Source organism: Alcaligenes sp. 1735tsa3, from assembly GCF_024134565.1.
Lineage (GTDB): Bacteria > Pseudomonadota > Gammaproteobacteria > Burkholderiales > Burkholderiaceae_B > Alcaligenes > Alcaligenes phenolicus.
Genome location: NZ_CP099862.1, coordinates 382,288 through 404,858, shown reverse-complemented (window position 1 = coordinate 404,858; position 22,571 = coordinate 382,288). Strand labels below are relative to the sequence as shown.

At 58.2% G+C, this 22,571-nt stretch carries 16 protein-coding genes; 3 read left to right on the top strand and 13 right to left on the bottom strand.

Translation table 11 applies throughout. From position 1 onward, the window contains the following. The first annotated feature begins 103 nt into the window (after window positions 1-103). From NIZ92_RS01810 to NIZ92_RS01800, 3 genes are all read left to right on the top strand, one after another. Window positions 104-4,837 carry a glutamate synthase-related protein gene (locus NIZ92_RS01810; RefSeq protein ID WP_254002603.1) on the top strand — a complete coding sequence of 1,578 codons (4,734 nt, stop codon included), beginning with the start codon at window positions 104-106 and terminating at the stop codon, window positions 4,835-4,837. Between the two features lie 33 nt (window positions 4,838-4,870). Next, entirely contained in the window at window positions 4,871-6,343 is a 1,473-nt protein-coding gene (locus NIZ92_RS01805) for a glutamate synthase subunit beta (RefSeq protein ID WP_060186151.1), read from the top strand. A gap of 778 nt (window positions 6,344-7,121) precedes the next feature. Further along, window positions 7,122-7,358: a hypothetical protein gene (locus tag NIZ92_RS01800; RefSeq protein ID WP_022983381.1), complete on the top strand. Its 237-nt coding sequence runs from the start codon at window positions 7,122-7,124 to the stop codon at window positions 7,356-7,358. A gap of 326 nt (window positions 7,359-7,684) precedes the next feature. Here the strand turns inward: NIZ92_RS01800 and NIZ92_RS01795 are convergent, their stop codons facing one another. The 13 genes from NIZ92_RS01795 to NIZ92_RS01735 all read right to left on the bottom strand — a co-directional run bounded on the left by NIZ92_RS01795 (window position 7,685) and on the right by NIZ92_RS01735 (window position 22,204). Then, complete coding sequence (locus NIZ92_RS01795; RefSeq protein ID WP_254002602.1) at window positions 7,685-9,760, bottom strand: UvrD-helicase domain-containing protein; 2,076 nt, start codon at window positions 9,758-9,760, stop codon at window positions 7,685-7,687. Between the two features lie 291 nt (window positions 9,761-10,051). Next, complete coding sequence (locus NIZ92_RS01790) at window positions 10,052-12,145, bottom strand: primosomal protein N' (protein WP_035269214.1); 2,094 nt, start codon at window positions 12,143-12,145, stop codon at window positions 10,052-10,054. 285 nt (window positions 12,146-12,430) lie between these two features. Beyond that, window positions 12,431-13,507 carry a uroporphyrinogen decarboxylase gene (gene hemE / locus NIZ92_RS01785; protein ID WP_035269211.1) on the bottom strand — a complete coding sequence of 359 codons (1,077 nt, stop codon included), beginning with the start codon at window positions 13,505-13,507 and terminating at the stop codon, window positions 12,431-12,433. Window positions 13,508-13,538: 31 nt separating this feature from the next. Further along, on the bottom strand, window positions 13,539-14,342 hold the full coding sequence (locus NIZ92_RS01780; RefSeq protein ID WP_254002601.1) for a hypothetical protein: 804 nt from the start codon (window positions 14,340-14,342) through the stop codon (window positions 13,539-13,541). Between the two features lie 115 nt (window positions 14,343-14,457). After that, window positions 14,458-15,414, bottom strand: coding sequence for a helix-turn-helix domain-containing protein (locus tag NIZ92_RS01775; RefSeq protein ID WP_230940616.1), 957 nt, complete (start codon window positions 15,412-15,414; stop codon window positions 14,458-14,460). A 110-nt stretch (window positions 15,415-15,524) separates the two neighbouring features. Further along, window positions 15,525-16,025, bottom strand: coding sequence for a hypothetical protein (locus NIZ92_RS01770; protein WP_021447058.1), 501 nt, complete (start codon window positions 16,023-16,025; stop codon window positions 15,525-15,527). Between the two features lie 138 nt (window positions 16,026-16,163). After that, window positions 16,164-16,712, bottom strand: a complete 549-nt coding sequence (locus NIZ92_RS01765) for an aralkylamine dehydrogenase light chain (protein WP_021447059.1) — start codon at window positions 16,710-16,712, stop codon at window positions 16,164-16,166. Next, window positions 16,696-17,337 carry a methylamine dehydrogenase accessory protein MauD gene (gene mauD, locus NIZ92_RS01760; RefSeq protein ID WP_009462707.1) on the bottom strand — a complete coding sequence of 214 codons (642 nt, stop codon included), beginning with the start codon at window positions 17,335-17,337 and terminating at the stop codon, window positions 16,696-16,698. Before mauD ends, NIZ92_RS01765 begins: the two co-directional genes overlap by 17 nt. A 9-nt stretch (window positions 17,338-17,346) precedes the next feature. Next, complete coding sequence (locus tag NIZ92_RS01755) at window positions 17,347-17,889, bottom strand: MauE/DoxX family redox-associated membrane protein (RefSeq protein WP_009462709.1); 543 nt, start codon at window positions 17,887-17,889, stop codon at window positions 17,347-17,349. 1 nt (window position 17,890) lies between these two features. Next, window positions 17,891-19,063 (bottom strand): amine dehydrogenase large subunit, encoded by a 1,173-nt coding sequence (locus NIZ92_RS01750; protein ID WP_254002600.1) that lies wholly within the window; start codon window positions 19,061-19,063, stop codon window positions 17,891-17,893. 31 nt (window positions 19,064-19,094) lie between these two features. Further along, window positions 19,095-19,967 carry a transporter gene (locus NIZ92_RS01745; RefSeq protein ID WP_060186149.1) on the bottom strand — a complete coding sequence of 291 codons (873 nt, stop codon included), beginning with the start codon at window positions 19,965-19,967 and terminating at the stop codon, window positions 19,095-19,097. Between the two features lie 63 nt (window positions 19,968-20,030). Further along, window positions 20,031-21,521 carry an aldehyde dehydrogenase gene (locus tag NIZ92_RS01740; RefSeq protein WP_021447061.1) on the bottom strand — a complete coding sequence of 497 codons (1,491 nt, stop codon included), beginning with the start codon at window positions 21,519-21,521 and terminating at the stop codon, window positions 20,031-20,033. Window positions 21,522-21,646: 125 nt separating this feature from the next. Continuing rightward, the gene (locus NIZ92_RS01735; RefSeq protein WP_254002599.1) at window positions 21,647-22,204 is read right to left on the bottom strand and encodes a methylated-DNA--[protein]-cysteine S-methyltransferase; all 558 of its coding nucleotides are present in this window, start codon (window positions 22,202-22,204) and stop codon (window positions 21,647-21,649) included. Window positions 22,205-22,571: the final 367 nt, after the last annotated feature.

Sequence of the window (22,571 nt, the reverse complement as noted above, 5' to 3'; positions counted from 1 at the left end):
CGTATTCGCAAAAAAATCTTGCGTGCAAAAAAAAAATCGCTGTATTTTATTTTTTGCGCTGCAACAAATGCACCGCTTTAACACGTTCTTTGCGGATACGCCCATGACACACTCCTGTCCCCCCCAAGCCCAAGGCTTGTACCTTCCCGCTAACGAACACGACGCCTGCGGCGTCGGATTTATCGCACACATCAAAGGCCAGGCGAGCCACGCCATCATCACCCAAGGCCTTAAAATCCTGGAAAACCTTGATCACCGCGGCGCTGTAGGCGCAGATCCCTTGATGGGCGACGGTGCAGGCATTCTGATCCAGATCCCCGACCAGCTTTACCGCGAAGAAATGGCCGCTCAGGGCGTGACCCTGCCGCCCCCCGGCGAGTACGGCGTAGCCATGGTGTTCCTGCCCAAGGAAACCGCTTCCCGCCTGGCCTGTGAACAGGAGCTGGAACGTGCGGTACGTGCCGAAGGCCAGCACATGCTGGGCTGGCGCGATGTGCCAGTGGACAGCACCATGCCCATGTCGCCCACCGTCAAGGCCAACGAACCGGTGATTCGCCAGCTGTTCATTGGCCGCGGCCCGGATGTGATGGTGCCCGATGCGCTGGAGCGCAAGCTGTACGTGATCCGCAAGACCGCCAGCCACGCCATCTACCGCATGGCATTGGCCCACGGACAGGAATACTTTGTGACCTCGGCCTCGGTGCGTACCATCGTCTACAAAGGCCTGCTGCTGGCTGACCAGGTTGGCCGCTACTACCGCGATCTGGCCGACCCTCGCGCCTGTTCCGCCCTGGCCCTGGTCCACCAGCGCTTTTCCACCAACACCTTCCCCGCCTGGCCTCTGGCCCACCCCTACCGCCTGATCGCCCACAACGGCGAGATCAACACGGTACAGGGCAACTTCAACTGGCTGCGTGCCCGTGAAGGCGCCATGGAATCGGCCGTGCTGGGTTCGGATCTGCAAAAGCTTTACCCCATCGTGTACGAAGGCCAGTCCGACACGGCCACCTTCGACAACTGTCTGGAACTGCTGGTGATGGCCGGCTACTCGCTGCCGCACGCCATGATGATCATGATGCCGGAGGCCTGGGAGCAACACGCCGAGATGGACGAAAGCCGTCGCGCTTTCTACGAGTACTACGCCGCCCAGATGGAACCATGGGATGGCCCTGCTGCCATCGCCTTTACTGATGGCCTGCAAATTGGTGCGCTGCTGGACCGTAACGGCCTGCGTCCGGCCCGCTACGTCATTACCGACGACGACATGATTGTGCTGGCCTCTGAAGCCGGTACCCTGCCTATTCCCGAGCACCGCATCGTCAAGAAATGGCGTCTGCAACCGGGCAAGATGCTGCTGATCGATCTGGAACAGGGCCGCATCATTGACGATGCCGAGATCAAGTCCCAACTGGCCAACACCCACCCCTACAAGCAGTGGATTGAACGCCTGCGCTTGCGCCTGGACTCCCTGCCCAGCGTGCCCGGCGTGCGCCCCCAATTGGCCACACGCGACCTGCTGGATCAGCAACAAGCTTTTGGCTGGACTCAGGAAGACATCAAAGTCGTCCTGCAGCCCATGGCCAGCAAGGGCGAAGAGGCCACCGGCTCCATGGGCAACGACGCGCCGTTGGCCGTGCTGTCCGACAAGTCCAAGCCCTTCTACAACTACTTCCGCCAGCTGTTTGCTCAGGTTACCAACCCGCCTATCGACCCGATTCGCGAACAGATGGTGATGTCGCTGGTGTCCTTTATTGGCCCCAAGCCCAATCTGCTGGACATCAACAACGTCAACCCGCCGCTGCGCCTGGAAGTGTCCCAGCCCGTGCTGAGCCCGGCTGACATGAACCAGATCCGGCGCATTGAAGCGGCCAGCAATGGCAAGTTCCGCAGCCAGGAACTGGACATCATCTACCCCAGCGCCTGGGGCCCGGAAGGCATTGAGGCCAGCGTGGCCGCACTGTGCGCCCGTGCGGCAGATGCCGTGCGCGATGGCTACAACATCCTGATCCTGACAGATCGCCGATGTGACGCCGAGCATGTGGCCATCCCCGCCCTGCTGGCAACCTCGGCCATTCACCAGCACCTGATCCGCATCGGTCTGCGTACCCGCACGGGTCTGGTTGTGGAAACCGGCTCGGCCCGTGAAGTGCATCACTTTGCCCTGCTGGGTGCGTATGGTGCCGAAGCCATGCACCCCTGGCTGGCTTTTGAAAGCCTGCAGCATCTGGCCCAGGACCCGATCAACCAGATCGACGCCTCCCAGGCCGAGGGCTACTACATCAAGGCCATCAACAAGGGCTTGTACAAGGTCATGTCCAAAATGGGCATCTCCACCTACATGTCCTACACCGGCGCGCAGATTTTCGAGACCATCGGCCTGTCGCGCTCGCTGGTGGACAAATACTTTGTGGGCACCTCCTGTCCGGTAGAAGGGATTGATATCTTCACCGTGGCTGAAGAAGCGCTGCGTCAGCACCGCGCCGCCTACAGCAAAGACCCCGTGCTGGAAAACCATCTGGAAGCCGGTGGCGAATACGCAGTACGCGTGCGCGGCGAAGCCCATATGTGGACCGCCGACTCCATCGCCAAGCTGCAACACGCCACCCGCAGCCAGAACTACAGCACCTACAAGGAATACGCCCAGCTCATCAACGAGCAAAGCCGCCGTCACATGACACTGCGTGGTTTGTTCGAACTGCGTCTGGACCCGGCTCAAGCGATTCCTTTGGAAGAGGTGGAACCGGCTAGCGAGATCGTCAAACGCTTTGCAACCGGCGCCATGTCGCTTGGTTCGATTTCAACCGAAGCCCACGCCGTACTGGCCGTGGCCATGAACCGGATTGGCGGCAAGTCCAATACTGGTGAAGGTGGCGAGGACGAGCTGCGCTACCAGCATGAAATGCAGCACGGTAAAAGCGGCATTCGCCAGGGTGACACCTTGGCCAGCGTCCTGGGACAGGATCGCGTATTTGCCGACATTGAGCTGCAAGAGAACGATTCGCTGCGCTCGCGCATCAAGCAGGTTGCGTCCGGCCGCTTTGGCGTATCCGCCCAATACCTGTGCAGTGCAGATCAAATTCAGATCAAGATGGCACAAGGAGCCAAACCCGGTGAAGGCGGTCAATTGCCCGGTCATAAAGTGTCCGAGTACATCGCCAAACTGCGTTACTCCGTTCCCGGTGTGGGCCTGATTTCTCCTCCCCCCCATCACGACATTTACTCCATCGAAGATTTGGCCCAGCTGATTCACGATTTGAAGAACGTGAACCCGCAAGCGGATATCTCCGTGAAACTGGTGTCCAAAGTAGGTGTGGGCACCGTGGCCGCTGGCGTTGCCAAAGCCAAGGCCGATCACATTGTGATTGCCGGTCACGACGGTGGTACGGGTGCTTCGCCCCTGTCCTCCATCAAGCATGCCGGTACCCCGTGGGAACTCGGTCTGGCTGAAACCCAGCAAACCCTATTGCTGAACCGCTTGCGCAGCCGCATCCGCGTGCAGGCCGACGGCCAGATGAAAACCGGCCGCGATGTGGTGATCGGCGCCTTGCTGGGTGCGGATGAATTTGGCTTTGCCACCGCCCCCCTGGTCGTGGAAGGCTGCGTCATGATGCGCAAATGCCATCTGAACACCTGTCCCGTTGGCGTTGCCACTCAGGACCCCGTGCTGCGCCGCAAATTCAAGGGCAAGCCCGAGCACGTGGTGAACTACTTCTTCTTCGTTGCAGAAGAAGTGCGTGAACTGATGGCCAAGCTGGGTGTACGCCACTTTGACGATCTGATCGGTCGCAGCGACTGGCTGGATATGCGCAGCGGTATCGAACACTGGAAAGCCCAGGGCCTGGACTTCTCCCGCCTGCTGCACAAAGTGGACAATGAAGAGTCCCCACGTCAGATCGCTACCCAGGATCATGACCTGGAACACACGCTGGATCGCCAACTGATCGAGCGCAGCGCCGTGACCTTGAATCAGGGCACCCCACTGTCCTTCATCACCCCCGTACGCAACCGCAACCGCAGCGTCGGTGCCATGCTCTCGGGCGTATTCACCAAGAAATACGGCCATCAAGGTCTGCCTGACGACAGCCTGCACATTCAGTGCAAAGGTACAGCGGGTCAGAGCTTTGGCGCTTTCCTGGCGCAGGGCATCACCCTGGATCTGGTGGGTGAAGCCAATGACTACGTAGGTAAAGGCTTGTCCGGCGGCCGCATTATCGTGCGCTCACCCAACGACTTTCGTGGCTACGGCCCGGACCACATCATCGTGGGCAATACCGTGCTTTACGGCGCCCTGTCCGGTGCGGCTTACTTCAACGGCGTGGCCGGTGAACGCTTTGCCGTGCGTAACTCCGGTGCCAGCGCGGTTGTGGAAGGCGTAGGCGATCATGGTTGCGAATACATGACGGGCGGTACCGTGGTTGTTCTGGGCGAAGTGGGCCGCAACTTTGCAGCCGGCATGTCCGGTGGCGTGGCCTACGTGTGGGACCCGCAACGCCGCCTGCAACTGCGCTGCAACCCCGGCATGGTGGATCTGGAGCCGGTCTTGAGCAAGGCCGAGCAAGAGATGAACAGCAGCATGGCGCAATGGCACAGCCGTAGCGCCCAGGGCGAACGTCAGACCGACGATGCCATCTTGCAAACCCTGGTTCAGGAACATTTCAAGGCCACGGGCAGCTTCCAGGCCCGCGAGCTCTTGAAAGACTGGGACAGCGCCCGCGCACAATTCGTCAAAGTCATTCCACGCGAGTACCGCCGTGCATTGAGCGAATTGTGGCAGGGCCCGCAAGCCAGCAAAGCCGCGCCCAAAAGCAGTAAAACCCGCCGTTCGGCTTCGGCCTGAACCCTTCCCATCACCATCAGGAAACGACACATCATGGGAAAGACGACTGGATTTCTTGAGTTTCAACGTCTGCAAGAAGCCGTAGAAGCTCCTTTAAAGCGGGTCAAGCACTGGAAAGAATTTGTCCAGGTATTGAACGACGAGCAGGCAGGCCAGCAGGCCGCCCGCTGCATGGATTGCGGCATCCCTTTCTGCCACAACGGCTGCCCGGTCAATAACATCATTCCTGACTGGAATGATCTGGTTTACCGCCAGCAGTGGAAAGAAGCGCTGGACGTGCTGCACTCCACCAATAACTTTCCGGAAATTACTGGCCGCATCTGCCCCGCTCCTTGCGAGGCAGCCTGTACCCTGAACATCGACCGTGCGCCCGTGGGCATCAAATCCATCGAGCACGCCATCATCGACAAAGGCTGGGCAGAGGGCTGGGTTGTGCCACAAGTGCCTACCCACAAAACCGGCAAACGCGTGGCCGTCATCGGCTCCGGCCCTGCCGGCTTGGCCAGTGCCCAGCAATTGGCACGCGTCGGCCACGAGGTCACCGTGTACGAGAAAAGCGACCGCATTGGTGGCCTGATGCGTTACGGCATCCCCGACTTCAAGCTGGACAAGCACTTGCTGGATCGTCGCATCGCCCAAATGCAGGCCGAGGGCGTGCAGTTTTGCCCTTCTACCTATATTGGTCAGGCACAAGATCAAGCCGCCCAGGAACCGGGGCTGACCGTGCTGTCCCCTACCGAGCTGGAACAACAGTTCGACGCCATCATCCTGGCAGGCGGCTCCGAAACCCCCCGCCTGCTGGAGGCCCCCGGTAGCCAGCTGCAAGGCGTACATCCCGCCATGGACTTCCTGCGCATCCAGAACCAGCAAGTTGCCGGTTCGCGAGGCACTCCCGCCATCAGCGCTCAAGGCAAGCATGTTGTAGTGATTGGCGGCGGTGATACCGGCTCGGACTGCGTGGGCACCAGCACACGCCAAGGCGCAAAATCAGTCACCCAATTCGAACTGATGCCCCGCCCGCCCGAGCAGGAAAACACGGAGCTGACCTGGCCTTACTGGCCCATGAAACTGCGCACCTCGTCCTCGCACGAAGAAGGCTGCGAGCGTGACTGGGCAATCAACACCGTAGAGCTGGAAGGCAAGAACGGCCAAGTCAAAGAACTGCGCGCCGTGCGGGTGGAATGGAAAACCGATCCCGCGACAGGCCGCATGAGCATGACGCCCATCGCCGGTTCCGAAATGACCTTCCCAGCCGACCTGGTCCTGCTGGCCATGGGCTTCACCGCCCCCGTACGCCAAGTGCTGGACGCCTTCGCCGTAGAAGCCGACCAGCGCGGCAACGTCGCCGCCAACACAGACGACTACCAAACCAGCCGAGCCAAAGTCTTCGCCGCCGGAGACATGCGACGCGGCCAGTCCCTGATCGTCTGGGCCATCCGTGAAGGCCGCCAATGTGCCCGTTCCGTAGACGAGTTCCTGATGGGGAGTTCGACACTTCCCCGCTAAGCCTTCTTGGTAGTACCAGTACACAAACAGCCAGCCGCGATAAACGGCTGGCTGTTTGTCTTCAAGCGAACGAGATCACTTCCAGGCCCCCTGACTTCGCGGGTTCTTATTTGTTGTTTGCGGCTCGCTGCCTGCTGCCTGCTGCCTGCTGCCTACAACTAGCCTACGAGCCTGTCATCCATATCTGCCAGCTTTATTTGCCTGGCAACGGATTGCAGCAAGAAGCAGCCAGAGCGATTAGTTGCGGGTTGTCGGCTGTTGGCTGTTGGCTGTTGGCTGTTGGCTGTTGGCTGTTGGCTGTTGGCTGTTGGCTGTTGGCTGCCACCATTCTGAAGCCCTTGCTGGCTTGAGGCTGGGTTGGAGCATTCAGGGGGCTTGCCGCCGTCTGGGGCTGTTGTAGGGATGCAAGCACCTTGCTGTTTGAGTTCAACGCTTGTGGTTTGTCCGGGGGACAAACCACTGAACGAGTTCAAGGTGCGCCCTACAACAGCCCCAGACAAGGGCACCGGTGCGCAGCACCGGCAAGCTTCCGCTCCGACCCAGCCTCAAGCCAGCAAGGGCTGCCGCAAGGACTCCACTCCCCACCTAAAACCCGCAAAACCCTACAAACCCCACCCCCATAAGCCTTTGATTTAATTTTCCTTTTCAAAGAATCCTAGGGTTTTCCCCTAAAAACCACAGGCTAATCCAATCCCTAGGGTTTACCCTTGCTTTCCGACTAGGGAAAACCCTATAATGAGGACTCGTAACTTAGACCTTCACCTTAAAGGGAAAGCAAATGTCTACCATGACCACTTACTCGCACTACATTCACTGGAGTGATGCTGTTGAGCGTGGGGTAATGCAGCATGCCCTGGAAAATGGTGAATCCGTGTCTTTAACTGCACTGACCAAAGCAGCGGCCAAACAAGTTTCCAAAGCCGCAAACGTGGTGTTCAAGTACATGGTCGAACTGACCCGTGCCTTGAACGAAGCCCGCATCCGCGATTCCCGCATGTCGGCCAGCTACTGGTAAGCCACGCATCACCGTCGTAACGCTCAAGCAAAACACCGCTTGATGTTGAAAAGCCTGCTGATTTAGCAGGCTTTTGTTTTTTCTGCGTTTGCCAATGCAGCCTTTCCAACTGCACACCTTCATCCATCGCAGAACCTTGGCTCATTGGGCGCAAGCACCTCACAAGGCGTCTCCCCAGCCCCAAGATCAAGACAAGCCAGGCACGGAGAGCGTTTCTTCCCGCGCCGCAGAACATGAAAAAGGCCAGCAAAAGCTGGCCTGCAGAACTACGACGCCTCACAAAACATAGGCCCAGCACTAAATCGTCCTTGATCAAAAAGCACTGCTCAAGACTTGTTCAACAAGTTCTTCAACATATCCAGTCGCTGCTTGGGACTTAAAGCCGCCTGCGCCGGATCTTCCTGGGCACCAGGGTCTTCGATCTTCATCTCATCAATAAAGCGTGAGCGCTCACGCACCAGATTCTCACGTGCGCGTCTGCGCTTCTTGCACCAGCTCAAGCGCAAGCTGCGCTGCGCACGCGTAATACCCACGTACATCAGACGCCGCTCTTCCTGAATACGCTGGGCCAGAATATCGGCTTCTTTATCCGGGTCTATATCTTCGTCATCGCGCCCAATGTGCGGCAGCAACCCCTCTTCCACCCCCACCAGGAACACATGCGGATACTCCAGCCCCTTGGAAGCATGAAGCGTGGACAATTTGACCGCATCCGGGTCTTCATCCTCACCGCGTTCCAACATGGTGATCAGGGCAACTCGCTGCACCAAGTCATTCAAACTCAGCTGATCGTCTGCCGCTTTGGACTTCAGCCAGGTAATCAATTCCAGCACGTTTTCCCAACGAGTCTGCGCGGGGCGCTCGTCGAACATATCGTAGAGATAGCGCTCGTAATCAATCGCCCGCAGGAGCTCGTCCAGCAATTCGCTAACGGCCGTCTCGTGTCCTTCCTGATCGCTCTCTACCCGGTCCGCTCTTTGCTGGATACGGCCAATAAACTGCGCAAAGACACTTAAAGGCTCCAACTGCCTTTCCGGTAAGCGATCCGTCAGAGCGATTTGCGAGACGGCGGAATATAAAGACAGCTTTTGTTCCGCCGCAAACTGACCCAGCACCTGCAAGGTAGCCTGCCCAATTCCGCGCCTGGGTGTCGTCGCTGCGCGGATGAATGCTGGATCATCATCGTCGTTCGCAACGACTCGCAAGTAAGACAGGATGTCGCGAATCTCGGCCTTGTCAAAGAAACTCTGCCCACCCGAGATGGTGTAGGGAATGCGCAGATTGCGCAGCGCCTGCTCAAAGATGCGGGCCTGATGGTTGCCACGGTACAGCACCGCAAAATCTCGCCACTCGGCCTGACGCTCAAAGCACTCTGCCGAGATACGCATAGCCACTGAATCGGCCTCGTTCTGCTCGTCGTCCGTCACGTGGACCTGGATAGGCTCACCAAAGCCCAGGTCAGACCAGAGCTTTTTACCGAACACGACGGGATTATTGCCAATAACATTATTCGCAGCCTGCAAGATGCGCTGCACCGAGCGATAGTTCTGCTCCAGCTTCACGACTTTCAGGTCCGGGTAATCCTTGGGAAGCTGCGCCAGATTCTCCACGGTAGCGCCACGCCAGGCGTAAATAGCCTGATCGTCGTCCCCCACCACGGTAAACATATTGCGCTGACCCGTCAGAGAACGCACCAGCCGATACTGACAGAGGTTAGTGTCCTGATACTCGTCCACCAGCAGATACTGCACCCGACGCTGCCAGCGCTCGCGTACTTCCTGATTGTCTTCCATCAACTGCGCAGGCAAGCGGATCAGATCATCAAAGTCCACCGACTGATAGGCAATCAAGGTGGCGGCGTAGTCGCGGTAAATACGAGCCGCCTCGATCTGGCTGGGCGAGTTTGCGGCACGCTCCGCATCGTCCGGCCCCATCAAGGCGTTTTTCCATAAGGAGATTTCCTGCTGAACGGACTTCAGGCGGCCTTTATCCGTGGTAGCCAGCAGTTCCTGAATAATTGCCAGCGCATCGTTGGAATCCAGAATGGAGAAGCGCGGCTTCAAGCCCACATGCTGGGCTTCCTCACGCAACATGCGCAAGCCCAGAGAGTGAAAGGTGCTGACGGTCAGCCCCCGCAACAGCTTGGGATCTACCAGGGCGCGAATCCGCTCGTTCATTTCACGCGCGGCTTTATTGGTAAAGGTCAGTGCGACCACTTGTCGGCCCGTGTACCCACACTCGCGCAGCAGATAAGCGATTTTCTGCGTAATGACTCGCGTCTTGCCACTACCGGCTCCGGCCAGGACCAGACAGGGCCCATCCATATACAACACGGCCTGACGCTGCATGGCGTTCAGGTCGGTGGGGACAGTATGGCCTGGTGTAGTGACGGAGGTGGACATGGTGAAATCAATGAATACTAGGCAAGAAAACGAGGTTCAAAGCCAAACAGCGTGCAAAACTAAAAGTGGAATCCCGGCCAAGCCGAGTATGGTTTGATGACAAGCGAAAGGCCAACACAGAGATACAGCGGAAACGAGGTACAAGAGCATGACAGCGGCAGGGCAACAACATCGCGCCACAGCCTCATCGCTTCCTGCCTCTTGGCTCATAGCTGCATAGCGGTCAAGGATACACCCTGCTGTACCCGAGATGCTCCTACTGTTTCCGTCCGCACATGAGCCTGGAGAATCTTAAATTTCGAGAGGATCGACTTCAATCGTAATGCGCACTTTATGCTGCTTGGCCAACTGCGCAACCTGTGGCCCCCAATAGCGCACAAAGGCCTGCAAGGCCGGGCGATGAGCACTTTCCAGCAGCAACTGAGCACGCTCCACTTTGGCGACGCGCAAAACGCGTAAAGGCACAGGATCGTACAGGAAAACCTGATCCGCGCCCGGAAATTCATTCGGATATTCTTCAGGCAAACGGCGCGCCTGGGTCAACAAGCGAATGGCATCTGCCAATTGCGGCGCTTCGGCAGACAGAAGCACCTGATAGGCAAAAGGCGGCAAGCCCACGGACTCGCGCTCGTTCAAGGCGCTTTGAGCAAAGCCTATGTAATCGTGCTTGATCAGGCTTTGATAAACGGCCTGCTCCGGGTAGCCCGTCTGGATGATGACATCCGCCCCTTCGGTATGGCGACCGGCCCGGCCTGCTACCTGCATCAGTTGAGCAAACAGACGCTCGGGCGCGCGGAAATCATGGGCGAACAAGGTAGCATCGGCATTGAGCACACCGACGACGCTCAAGCGGGTGAAGTCATGACCTTTGGCCACCATCTGGGTGCCCACCATGATGTCCACTTCGCCCGCATGCACCTGCTCGAACAATTGCTGCGCGCTGCCCTTCAAGCGGGTGCTATCCGCGTCGATACGCACCAGGCGGGCATTGGGAAAACGCTCGCCCAGAAACTCTTCAATACGTTGAGTGCCACGCCCCATAGGCTGCAAGTCCTGATCGCCGCAATCCGGGCAAGCACGCGGCACGGGGGCCTGATAACCGCAATGGTGGCACTGCAAATTGTGCTTGAAGCCATTTTGCCGGTGCAGCACGGTGTACACCGTGCAACGCGGACATTGAGACAGCCAGCCGCAAGAGGCGCAATGCAGCACAGGCGCGTAGCCACGCCGGTTAATGAAAACCAGCGATTGCTCGCCGCGCTCCAGACATGCTTCCAGCGCATCCAGCAGTTGGGGAGAAAAGCCCGACTCCAGGCGCAAATGGCGGGTATCGACCAGACGCACTCGGGGCAAGGAAACCTCTCGCGCACGCTTGGGCAGGCTCAACAGGCTATAGCGCCCTTGTCGGGCATGATTCCAGCTTTCCAGCGAAGGGGTGGCTGAACCCAGCACCACCGGCACTTTCAGATCGTAACCACGCCACACAGCCAGATCCCGAGCGGAGTAGCGCAAGCCATCTTGCTGCTTGTAAGAAGCGTCGTGCTCCTCGTCCACAATAATCAGGCCCAGCTCGGGCATGGGCGTGAAGATGGACAGCCGTGTTCCCAACAAAATGCGCGCCTGACCACTGTTGACGCGCAACCAGGAGCGCAGCCGTTCACCTTCGGACAGACCACTATGCAAGACAGCCAGCACATCGCCGGGCAAGACGCGCGCCAAGCGGGCACGCAGGACCTGCTCGAACTGAGGCGTCAGATTGATTTCGGGCACCATGAACAGGACTTGCCGACCAGCGGCCAGCACCTGTTCCAGCACCCGCATATAGACTTCGGTTTTCCCGCTACCCGTTACGCCATGCAGCAATAGGCAGCTTCCGGGTTTGGCCGCCACAATGCCATCTACCGCAGCCTGCTGTTCGGCATTGAGCACGGGCAGGACGTCGCTGTCCACCGGCTCCACCTTCTTTTCCTTGCGCTTGGCCATGCGCAATACCGGCCCACCAGCGGAACGCTTGCCCAGATAGGCAGAGGGTTTGCGCAAAGGCCCTGGCAAGGACGGCATCATGACCTCGCCCAGCGGACGGTGGTAATAGGTAGACGCAAAGCGCGCCATCCGCAACCAGTCCTGCGGGAAAGGCGGCAAGTCATCCAGCAGCTGATCAATCGCCTTGACCTGCTCGGGCGGGTAGGAAGGTTGCTCCGGCAAGGCCACCACCACGCCTATCATCTGCCGCCGCCCAAAATGCACAATGACCCGCTGTCCGATCAGGACGGGTTCGTGGTGCTGATAATCAAACACCCCATCCAGGGGAACGTCCAAAGCCACATGCAGCCAGAAAGGTCCGGTGCTTGCCGATGCAGAAATAGCGTCAGGAGTGGCGGTCATGGATGGTGGTTCAAAAAAGGGCTGGCCTGGCTGAAAGCCTGATAAGTCAAGAGCTTAGCGACCTGTGGATAACTTTGGGGAAAATGACAGGAACAAAAAATACAAAGAAGCAAGCACAGATACAATTTAATTTTCAATATCTCTGAAATAAGGATAAAACGCAGAGAAATCAACTAATTAAAACTGGGTATTGAAATTAAACCTTAAATATAAAGACCTCAAACCCAGCCCTGTCTGTGTGCATAACTTTGCGCACAAGCTGCGACAGCCCGTGCGCAAAGACTATCAAACGCTGTGGTGTCGACGGCTGTAGGAATGCACTTCGTCGACCAGAATGCCCACGGCTTCCGGATCGGTGAAACGCGAAATACCGTGGCCGAAGTTGAACACGTGACCGCCCTGCCCCACAGGGCCAAAGTCATCAATAACACGACGGGCTTCACGACGGATGGCTTCTTCGCCACCGAACATGGTCATGGGGTCCAGATTGCCTTGCAAGGCCAGTTTGTCACCAATACGAGCGCGCGCACGGGACAGGTTCACCGTCCAGTCCACACCCATGGCATCAGCGCCACAGCCAGCAATATCTTCCAGCCACATGCCGCCGCCCTTGGTAAAGACGATGACAGGGACGCGCTTGCCGTCATGCTCGCGAATCAGGCCATCCACCACTTTACGGGTGTAGGCCAGGGAGAATTCCTGGAACAGGGAGTCGGACAATACACCACCCCAGCTATCGAACAGCATCACAGCCTGTGCGCCGGCACGGATCTGATTGTTCAGGTAGTCGCAGGTGGTTTGGGCATTGATTTCCAGCATGCGGTGCATCAGGTCCGGACGCTGATACATCATGCTTTTCACCAGACGGTAGTCGTCCGAGCCCTGGCCTTCCACCATGTAGCAGGCAATGGTCCAGGGGCTGCCGGCAAAGCCGATCAGCGGTACTTTGCCGTCCAGTTCCTTGCGGATCAGCGAGACAGCATCAAACACGTATTGCAGCTTGGCCATATCAGGCGCTTCAAGGGCCATGACGTCCGCTTCGTTACGTACAGGACGGGCAAAACGCGGGCCTTCACCAGCGACGAAATCCAGACCCAGGCCCATGGCGTGTGGCACGGTCAGGATGTCCGAGAACAGAATGGCGGCATCCAGATCGAAACGACGCAGGGGCTGCAAGGTTACTTCGCACGCAAATTCGGGATTCTGAGCCAATTGCATGAAGGAGCCAGCCTGGGCACGGGTGGCATTGTATTCAGGCAAATAACGCCCGGCCTGACGCATCAGCCAGATGGGGGTGTAAGGCACAGGTTCGCGCAACAGCGAGCGCAGGAAAACATCGTTTTTTAATTGAGGTAAAGACACGGCAATCCCTATTGAAAAATGCCTGTTAATTTTAACCATCGTGTTCGTCGTCTGGGTTTGACGCGGATCGAAAACGTGCTGCATCGATATGGTGTTTGCGCATCAGTGCCCAGAAAGCACGCCGGTGCTTTTGCGCGGAGCGGGCCGCCATGGCGATATTGCCGCTATGGCGATCAAGGGCGGCGTGGATATAAGCCTGCTCGAAGCGGGCCACTATCCTTCCCTTGGCAACTTTGAAAGATTCCTGGCTGCTGGCGTAGCGCGAGGCTACCGCAGCGGCATAGGCTTCCAGCGTTGTCCCCTCCTGTTGCAAGATCGTTTGCGACAGGCGCTGCTCCGTTGGGCCGGGGTGCAGGACCAGATCCTGGTTTTCCTGCACCCTATAGTGTATCCGACCCGACAGCCCCGGTTCATTCAAAGCGTGGGACGAGGTCTGTAAACGCTGACGATTGATGCGGGCGCGCAAATCGTCCAGGCATAAAGGCTCGCGCACGTAGTCTGCCAGACCCAGTTCCAGCAGGTCTGTCAGGGCCGCGGCCTTGATGGCACCCCGCAGCAAACCAAAGACCGGCACTGGCAAATGACCTTGGGCCACCGACAAGGCTCGGCGCACGTGAATCAGGGTGGCCGCTTCGATGGGAATCAGACAGGCATCAAAACGCAGCAGCAAGGCCGATGCGCTGCGCAAAAACAAATACTCCTGATCGGGACGGGGCGGTGGTGGCGCCTGCAACACATGCAGCTGCAAACGCTCGCAAGGCGGGATGATGGCCAGTAAATTCTGAGCCCACGATGGCTGGGTGTGCAGCAACGCACAATCGAGGTGTAGACGCATAAGACTGTCCTTGAGAAGCCGGGCGAACCACACCGGCCGCCCCATAATCATGAGCCTCTAGGATAGAAATCCGACCCGTCTGCGATAAGTCGGAGTTGCGTCTACGTAGCTGTACTTAATCGCCACAAATACGACTGCGACGCCATTCGCTGGGCGATACGCCATAGCGTCTCCGGAAGGCGTGGCTGAACACGGCCGCGTCGGAAAAGCCCATTTGCCAGGCCAACTCACTGATCTGCCGACCGGGTTTGCCGTCCACCAACAATTGACAGGCGCGCTCCAGACGGGCGGCCATGATGTAGTCGGCAGGCGCTTGCCCGCACAGCTCGAACAGCTTGTAGAGATAACGGCGTGAAATGCGAAATTGCAGCGCCAGGGACTGGGCATTCAAACCGGTATCACCCAGATGATCCTGCACGTATTGCTGAATTTGCAGCAGCTGCCCGCGCCGCACTTCGTCCAGGGCGGACTCGGTCGTCACCGGGCGACCATCGGCCAGGCTCAGAGCCATCATGCGAATCACGGTTTGGGACAGTTCGCTCAAGGCCGAGGGCGACAAGTGCCCGCGCTCCTGCAAACCCAAACGCAGCATATCCATGGCAATTCGGGCCGGACCTGTCGTGGCGGAGAACGAGCGGGCCACCGCATCGCTTAGCCAGGGCAACCAAGGCAGCAAACGCTCTTCCTCGAACTGCAAGACCAGAAAATGGGATTGATCCTGTACGGCCACTTCGTAAGGGCGGGTGGTGTCATAAATGCCCCACTCCCCGGCGTGCAAGATGCCACTGCGATTATCCTGCTGAATCTGGCTGCTGCCACTGATCTGCAAGGTGACCTTGTACAGCGCCTGCTCGGATCGGCTGGCCAAGGCCTGGGTACGACGCACGCGCTGCGCGCTGGTACACAGTTCCATGACATCGACCGAACCCATGCGATCGGTTGCCGCCCGGTTGGAGAAACCACGGCGAGAATCCGGCTGAACTTCCAAGGGCACAAAGTACGCGCACACCACTTCCTGCCAAGCAGCCAGGCTCTTGAAAGAAGCAGAGGGAGTGCGCAATAACATAGACATTGCCTGAGTGCCCTTTCGGCCAACACAATTGATCGGGGTAAGGGGCAGAATATGCCCCCTTTCTTATAGCCCTAAAAAATTCAAGCGTCTACGGTCGTTAACCCGCTGTATCAGCGATCCATGGAGCCGTACAGGTAGGGCGCAGGCTCCAGACCCATACTGTTCATCTTGACGGTTAGCTCCGTACGCGCCTTGAGTACATCATCAAAACGATGCCGGCGCGATGCCCCTACCTCAGCCGAGGTAAAGGGTCGGTAATCGGGTGTCATTTCTTCCGGGCTGAACTTGGCCACAATCCAGTTCAGCACACGAGCCAGATCGGCATTATCCAGTTGCGACTGCGAGGCACCGGGAACTCGAATCATATAGTCCCGTCCAGCTGGCAGGCGTGTAAACAAGCCAATGGACTGGTTGAAATTGGGGATGCCCCGATGCGTCAGGCCCTGGCCATCGTAGCGATGGCAACCTGCGCATTGCAGCATATAGTCTTTGAAAGCCTGCGAACTTTGCAGGTAATCGCCCGTTCCGGCCATCTCTTCTTGGGCATGGGCCCAAGGCGTAAACGCCAGGAGTACGGCGCCCAAACAGGCCAGGCGCAAAGATGTCCACACAGTGATGCCTCCTTAAGTGACCGAACGCCATCCTGGCCGCCCGGCACCTTGTTCAAACCCTGGGGCTGCCTATGCAGGAAAGAACTGGCGTCCCAAGGACCGTTCTTCCCGCATGACTGGCAGCCCGACGGGCCTTTTTTAGTTTTTAGCCAAGCCAACCAGTACCGATGTCGTGCAATGGAAGGTGCTGTTCTCATTCGCCATGCACCAGTTCACGTCATTGTGCAGGAAGAACTCGTAACCAGGACGCTCACGGGTCTGCGTGTTGCACTGGCAGCGGCCGCAAGCGGTCTTGCCGCAGCAGTCGTGGTAGCTGATCAGGTAGTCCTTGCCATCATGCGGGTTGTGGCAAGTGCCAATCCACGAGATGGGCGAAGGCGTCGAGCCCGGAGGGCAGGTGGTGGTCGTGCCACCGCAGCAAGAGCACAGGAACCCGTCCACCGCACAATGACGCCAGTAGTCGCAGGAGTTCACTTCGTCTTCATTCGCCAGATCGGGATTCAGACTGATGTGATCGGCACCACTGCTGCTGCCACCACCACCGGCGGCGCGAGCCACCGGCAATACAGGCAACACAAAGGCCGAACCGACCATTAATTTGCCCACCGAGCGCAGCACGCTGCGACGCGAAGTCTTGTGGGCCACAGAACGGGAGAGGCTCTCCCCAAATTTATCCAGCCAACGCATTGACGTTCTCCTTTCGTGATACCTGCACTTGCTTCATGCCCGAGTCACCGGCCAAGTATTCTTGCGCCGAGGCCACGCCCAGGTCTTTGGCGGTAAACAGGCTTTCCAGCTGTTCACGCGAATTGACCAGACCCTTGCCGCGCACCACACCGTTCTCGTCGATCAGGACGGCGTAAGGCAGTTTGCTGATCTGAAAGCCCATGCCCAGCTGTGTGGACAAGACGTAAGGGAAGGCGTCCAGTTGTGCTTTCTGGTAGAAAGCCAGATGCTCGGGCATCTCGCCATCACTGGCCAGCACAATATCTACCCACTGACCTTCCGAGCCCTGAATGGACTTCAGAATGGGCAAGAGCTTCTTGCACACCGGGCAGGTAGGCGACATGAAGAAAATCAACTGGCTACGCGGACCAGCCACGCCCACGGTAACGGCACGACCGCGCAGGTCCTGCAATTCCATGACGGGAGCGGCATCACCCACCTGCGGGCCTTTATCCATAGTCAGGGCGCCCATGGGGGCTACCCGTTCGTACAACACGCCAATCTGGCGCGACAGGGCAAGTACAACCAGCACCAGGGCCAGTACGATTACCCATAAAATGACGTTGGAAATCATTAAAGCGGTCATTTAGGTCTCCTAAGAATTCTGCATTTTCTGGAATTTCAGATGGGATTCGATCAGCTGGTTGGCCGCATAGTACAGGCCCAGCAAGGCCAAGGTGGCACCAAAGAAGGTCAAACCGTCCACCCAGACCAGTTCACGGGCGCTGCTGATGGCCCAGTCGCCGCTGGCCACGGCCAGCGCAGCCAGCAAGGCATTGCGAGCCACCAGCCACCAGGACAGACCACCGGAGGATTCCCCCAGCCCGGAGCAGCCGCAATCCACATCGCGGCGGCCACGCAGCAGGTTCATCACAATGCCACTGGTGGCGACCAGCAGGACGCACAGGGCCAGAACCGCCCCCAGCGAACGGCTGGCTGGCCACAGCAGCAAAGGCGCACTCAAGGCCTCGGCAGCGACAAACAGCACACTGAACGGTCGTAACAACACTTCCGGCAACAATCGATAACCGCCAACGGCTGCCTCGAACAGGCTGAAGTGACGCAGTTTATCCAGCGCCCCCAGTCCCATCAGCACGGCCAAGCAAGCCAGGCTGGCGTAGGTCAGGACCGGGTCCATATCAGACACCCCCAACTGGGTGGAACTGAACTTGCAAGGATGCTTCTGCGGCGCCTTCAATGGTGCGCAGCAACTTGGGTTCAGGCTGGCTGATGTCATAGACGTTCACATTGCCACCGTCCAGGGTCAGCATTAGATTGCGCTGCTGATCAATGGTCATGGACAAGGCATCACGCCCTGGAATGCGGGCTACACGCTGCTTGGTCTTGGTGTCCATGACCCAGATCTCGGCCGCGGGGAACTTGTGAGTGCCCTCTTTGCCATCGGGATGCATGAACACATACATGCGACCGCTGGCGCGATGCAGACCCACCAGGTTGTAGCCACCGGGCACCCAGTTCTTGGCCTTGTCCTCGTCGCTCAGCAGGGACCAGGGGCCATCTACCTTGACCTCGTCACCGCTGAAATCCGCACTGTAGACATTGCCGTAGTAGGACACGAAGTGAGCCTTGTCCTTGTCCAGAGCGGGAGCGATAAAGATCGGATCGTCCTTCACGGAGAACATCTGCTTGCTGCGCGACTGGCTGGCGACCTTGCCGTCTTCGCCCAGATTGATGGTCAACAGGCCACCATCACCACAAATGGTCATGAAGCTGCGGGGGCGATTGGGCTGGGGAATCACGCTCCAGCAACCGGCGGCAGCTGTGACGTCTTCCACATAGTCGCCCTTGGCCACGTCCACGATCCCGATCGAGGTCGCTGGCGAGGCGTTTTGCAGCACGATGAACTTGCCGTCCGTCGTCTGACGGAACAGACCGTCATAGTTCAGACCTTGCACACGCTTGGGTGGCAGGGAAATTTCCTTCTCGAAGGTCAGCTTGTCGGCATCCCACACTTCCACCACATCCGAGCGCTTTCCACGCGTAATGCGCTCGTGATAGGTGGTCATGGTGTAGATTTTCTTGCCGTCGTTGGACACCTGCACGTGGCCGTTGAAGGCGGTGGGTACCATGCCCAGGAACTTGCCGTTGGTGTAGTCATAAACGTGCACACGGCTTTCGGTCAGGTGCATGAACACCGAGTCCATGACATAGATACGGTTTTCCTGCGGGGCAGACACACTGTGACCACCTGTCAGGACTTCGCGCGGCTTGTCCTGGGCCTGCGCGCCACCGGCCAGTACCATCAGCCCCAACATGGCGGCGGCGGTCGTTAATTTAAATTTAGACTTCATTGGATGTCTCTCCTCATGGGCGTCCACGCTGTCAGAACGCATAGGCATAACGGAATTGCAGGCCGCGCATGCGCGGGCCATTCTCGACTTTCAAATCATGGATGTACTGCAATTGCACCTGGTGAGCGTCAGTCAACTGGTGGGTGATCTCGGCGGCCAACTGGTGGTTACGTGCACGCGTCGCCGTGGTCTGGCCATTGACCCGCTCACGGCCACCTGTCTCGTAGCGGTAGCGCATACCTACATAAGTCTTTTCAGTCAGGTTGGTTGAAACCAGGGCCATCAGGCGGATTGCCGTGTCTTTTTTCAGAGTCTGGCCGTAGTAGTTCTTGTTGTTGCCAAAGAACTCGAATTCCGCCACACCTTCAATAAAGGAAGACTCCCCAAAGCCTTTCACAATCGCAAAGTCCTGGATGGTGCTCCAGCGGTTCTTGCCGGAAGACACATCGGCCTGCGAGCCGTGGTAACGACCTGTAGGAGCCGTAATGAAAGGTTCCCACGCGAACCAGAAACGGTTCTCCGGATCGTTGTGCAGCCACACGGCGGCACCAGCGGTCACATCACCAATACCGGTCATGCGATCGCGGTCCTGTCCTGGAACATCCAGCGTATTGCGAAAACCGGGCACGATCAGCTCGTACTGCACCGTCTTGCCGGCCAGTTCGCGAAAGTGCATCTGGCGGTAAATCATGCCTTGCACATTCAGCTTGGGGCTATCGCCAATTCGTGAACCCTGATCATAAAAACCGTGAGACTTCAGCCCCATCATGTAGACCGCCAGGATATTGGTCCCTACCGGAGCAGGAATCCAGTCCCGCGCACTGGGGTCGCCCGCAAAGGCGGCCCCGGCACTGACGCCGCTCAAGGCCAAGGCCAGAGCGGTCCGCTGCAAAATTGCATACATTATTGTTGTCTCCTCAAAGAGGCGCGAACGGTATCGTTATTGTGTTCGCGCCTTTATCCCTAGCTAGGCTGCCGGGTAGGCCATGCAGACCGATTTGGTCTCCAGGTAAGCCTCTACCGCAGCGCGCCCGTGCTCCCGACCCAGGCCGGACTGCTTGTAGCCACCAAAGGGCATGCTGGGGTCCAGCATGTTGTGGGTGTTGACCCACACAGTTCCGGCCTTGATACCAGCGGTCAAACGCTGGACGCGGGCCAGATCCTGACTCCAGACGCTGGCACCCAGGCCAAAGTCTGTATCGTTGGCCAACTGCAGTGCCTGCGCCTCGGTATCAAACGGGGTCGCGACCACCACGGGACCAAAGATTTCTTCACGCATGATGCGAGCATCAGGAGCCACATCGGCAAACACGGTGGGGCGTACAAAGTAGCCCTGCTCGGGGCGAGCACCCTCACCTGCCAACATGCGACCGCCTTGCTGGCGACCCACATCGATATAGTTCTGCACGCGCTGCTGATGACGGGCGGAAATCAGCGGAGCAATCTGGGTGGACTGCTCAAAGCCCGATCCCAGAGTCATGGAAGAAGCCAGATCGGCTACGCCCTGCACCACGCGCTCGTAAATGCCTTTTTGCACGAACAGACGCGAGCCGGCAGTACATACCTGGCCCTGGTTAAAGAAGATGGCGTTGGCCGCACCTTGAATGGCCATGTCCACATCGCAATCGTCCATGATGACCACGGGGGATTTGCCGCCCAGCTCCAGAGACATGCGCTTCATGTCATTGACGGCCTGATGACCGATCAACTTGCCGACTTCCGTGGAGCCGGTAAAGGAGATCTTGTTCACGCCAGGGTGAGCCGTCAAAGCCGCACCGGTGCTTTCGCCACGACCCGTGATCACGTTGATCACACCGGCGGGGAAACCAGCTTCCAGAGCCAGCTCGGCCAGACGAATGGCAGTCAGCGGTGTCTCTTCAGCAGGCTTCAGAACCACGGTACAACCGGCGGCCATGGCAGGCGCAATCTTCCACACCGCCATCAGCAACGGGAAGTTCCAGGGCACGATAGCGCCCACCACACCAACCGGTTCCTGGCGGGTGTAAGCGTGGTATTTCACGCCGGGAGGAAAGCCGATGGAAGGCGAGAGCAATTCGCCATTCATCTTGGTGGCCCAGCCAGCCATGTAGCGCAGCCATTGTGCGCTGGCCGCCACTTCCAGGCCGTAGGAAAAGAACAGCAGCTTGCCGTTGTTCAGGGTTTCCAGACGAGCCAGCTCATCCGCGTGGGATTCAATCAAATCAGCCAAACGCAACAAGAGGCGCTCGCGCTGAGCGGGCAACATCTGAGCCCATTCGCCCTGCTCCAGAGCCTGGCGCGCAGCACGCACGGCCAGATCCACGCCTTGAGCACCGGCCTCGGGCTGGTGCGCAATCACTTGTCCCGTTGCGGGATCATAGACGGGAATCGTGGGCCCTTGAGATTCAGTGACGGGTTTGCCGTCAATAATCATGTGTTCGCGAATCGCCTTGCGCTCGGCTTGTACGTCCTGCCCCATAGTCTGTCTCCACACGGAATAGTTGATTCTTAACGAATCCAGTATAGGGACGAGGACAAGCCCGGACTTGTGATTCTGTGCACGGAGGCTTGTTGATTTGGGTACGGAGTGAGCCCTGTCCTGCTTTAGAACAAATCCAGCTGGGCGGGCATGCTGGCCTGGATGTCGCCCGTGCCCGTCAAATGCACACGGCGTTCAAAGTCCAGCAGGCTGGCTTTGCGATGCAAGCCGGAGCTAAAGCCGGTCAACATGCCATTGGCGCCTTGCACGCGGTGACACGGCACGATAATGCTGATGGGATTGAGGCCGCAGGCCTGGCCCACAGCACGGACCGCCTTGGGACGGCCCAGATGTTCGGCCATCTGGCCATAGGTCCAGGTCTGACCATAGGGAATAGTCAGCAAGGCCTGCCAGACATGTTGCTGAAACTCTGTCCCTTGCAGGCTGAAAGGCAGATCAAACTGCTGCAGCTTGCCGGCAAAATACGCGTCCAGTTGAGTCTGCACGGGCTCGGCCAAAGCAGGCTCCGGGATCAGCCCGGCCAGTTGCTCGGGTGTCAGACCATGTACGGTCTCTTCCTCGAAGTCCAGACGCAGCAAGGCTCCTTGAGCATCCACCAGCAGACGCATTGCCCCTAAAGGCGTATCAAAGCAGGCAGTACGCAGCCCGACATAGGCAAACATGGCAATCCCGATCCAAGGGCAGAATGTCTGATCATACTGCGCGGCTCCAGCCACTTCAAAAACTCTGACAACACCCAGGCAGGCTAGAGGCCAACTCCTGGTCAAAGGCTTTTCAACCCAAAGCCGCCTGGCCGCAGCACCTCTCGTCCTTGTACCAACTCCTTATGCGCCTATAAAAGCGCCTGAGTGAGCAAGAAAACCTAAAAGAACAAGAGACTGAGACAACAACAATCACCGTGACAAGCGCATTGGCTCTGGCGTCAAAGACGCACGACAAGCTCCCGATTACGCACAACATTGTGTTGAGCGGGATATCCTGAGCAAGGTTCATGCTCCCATGAAGTGCCTGGCACTCAATAGTTAGTGC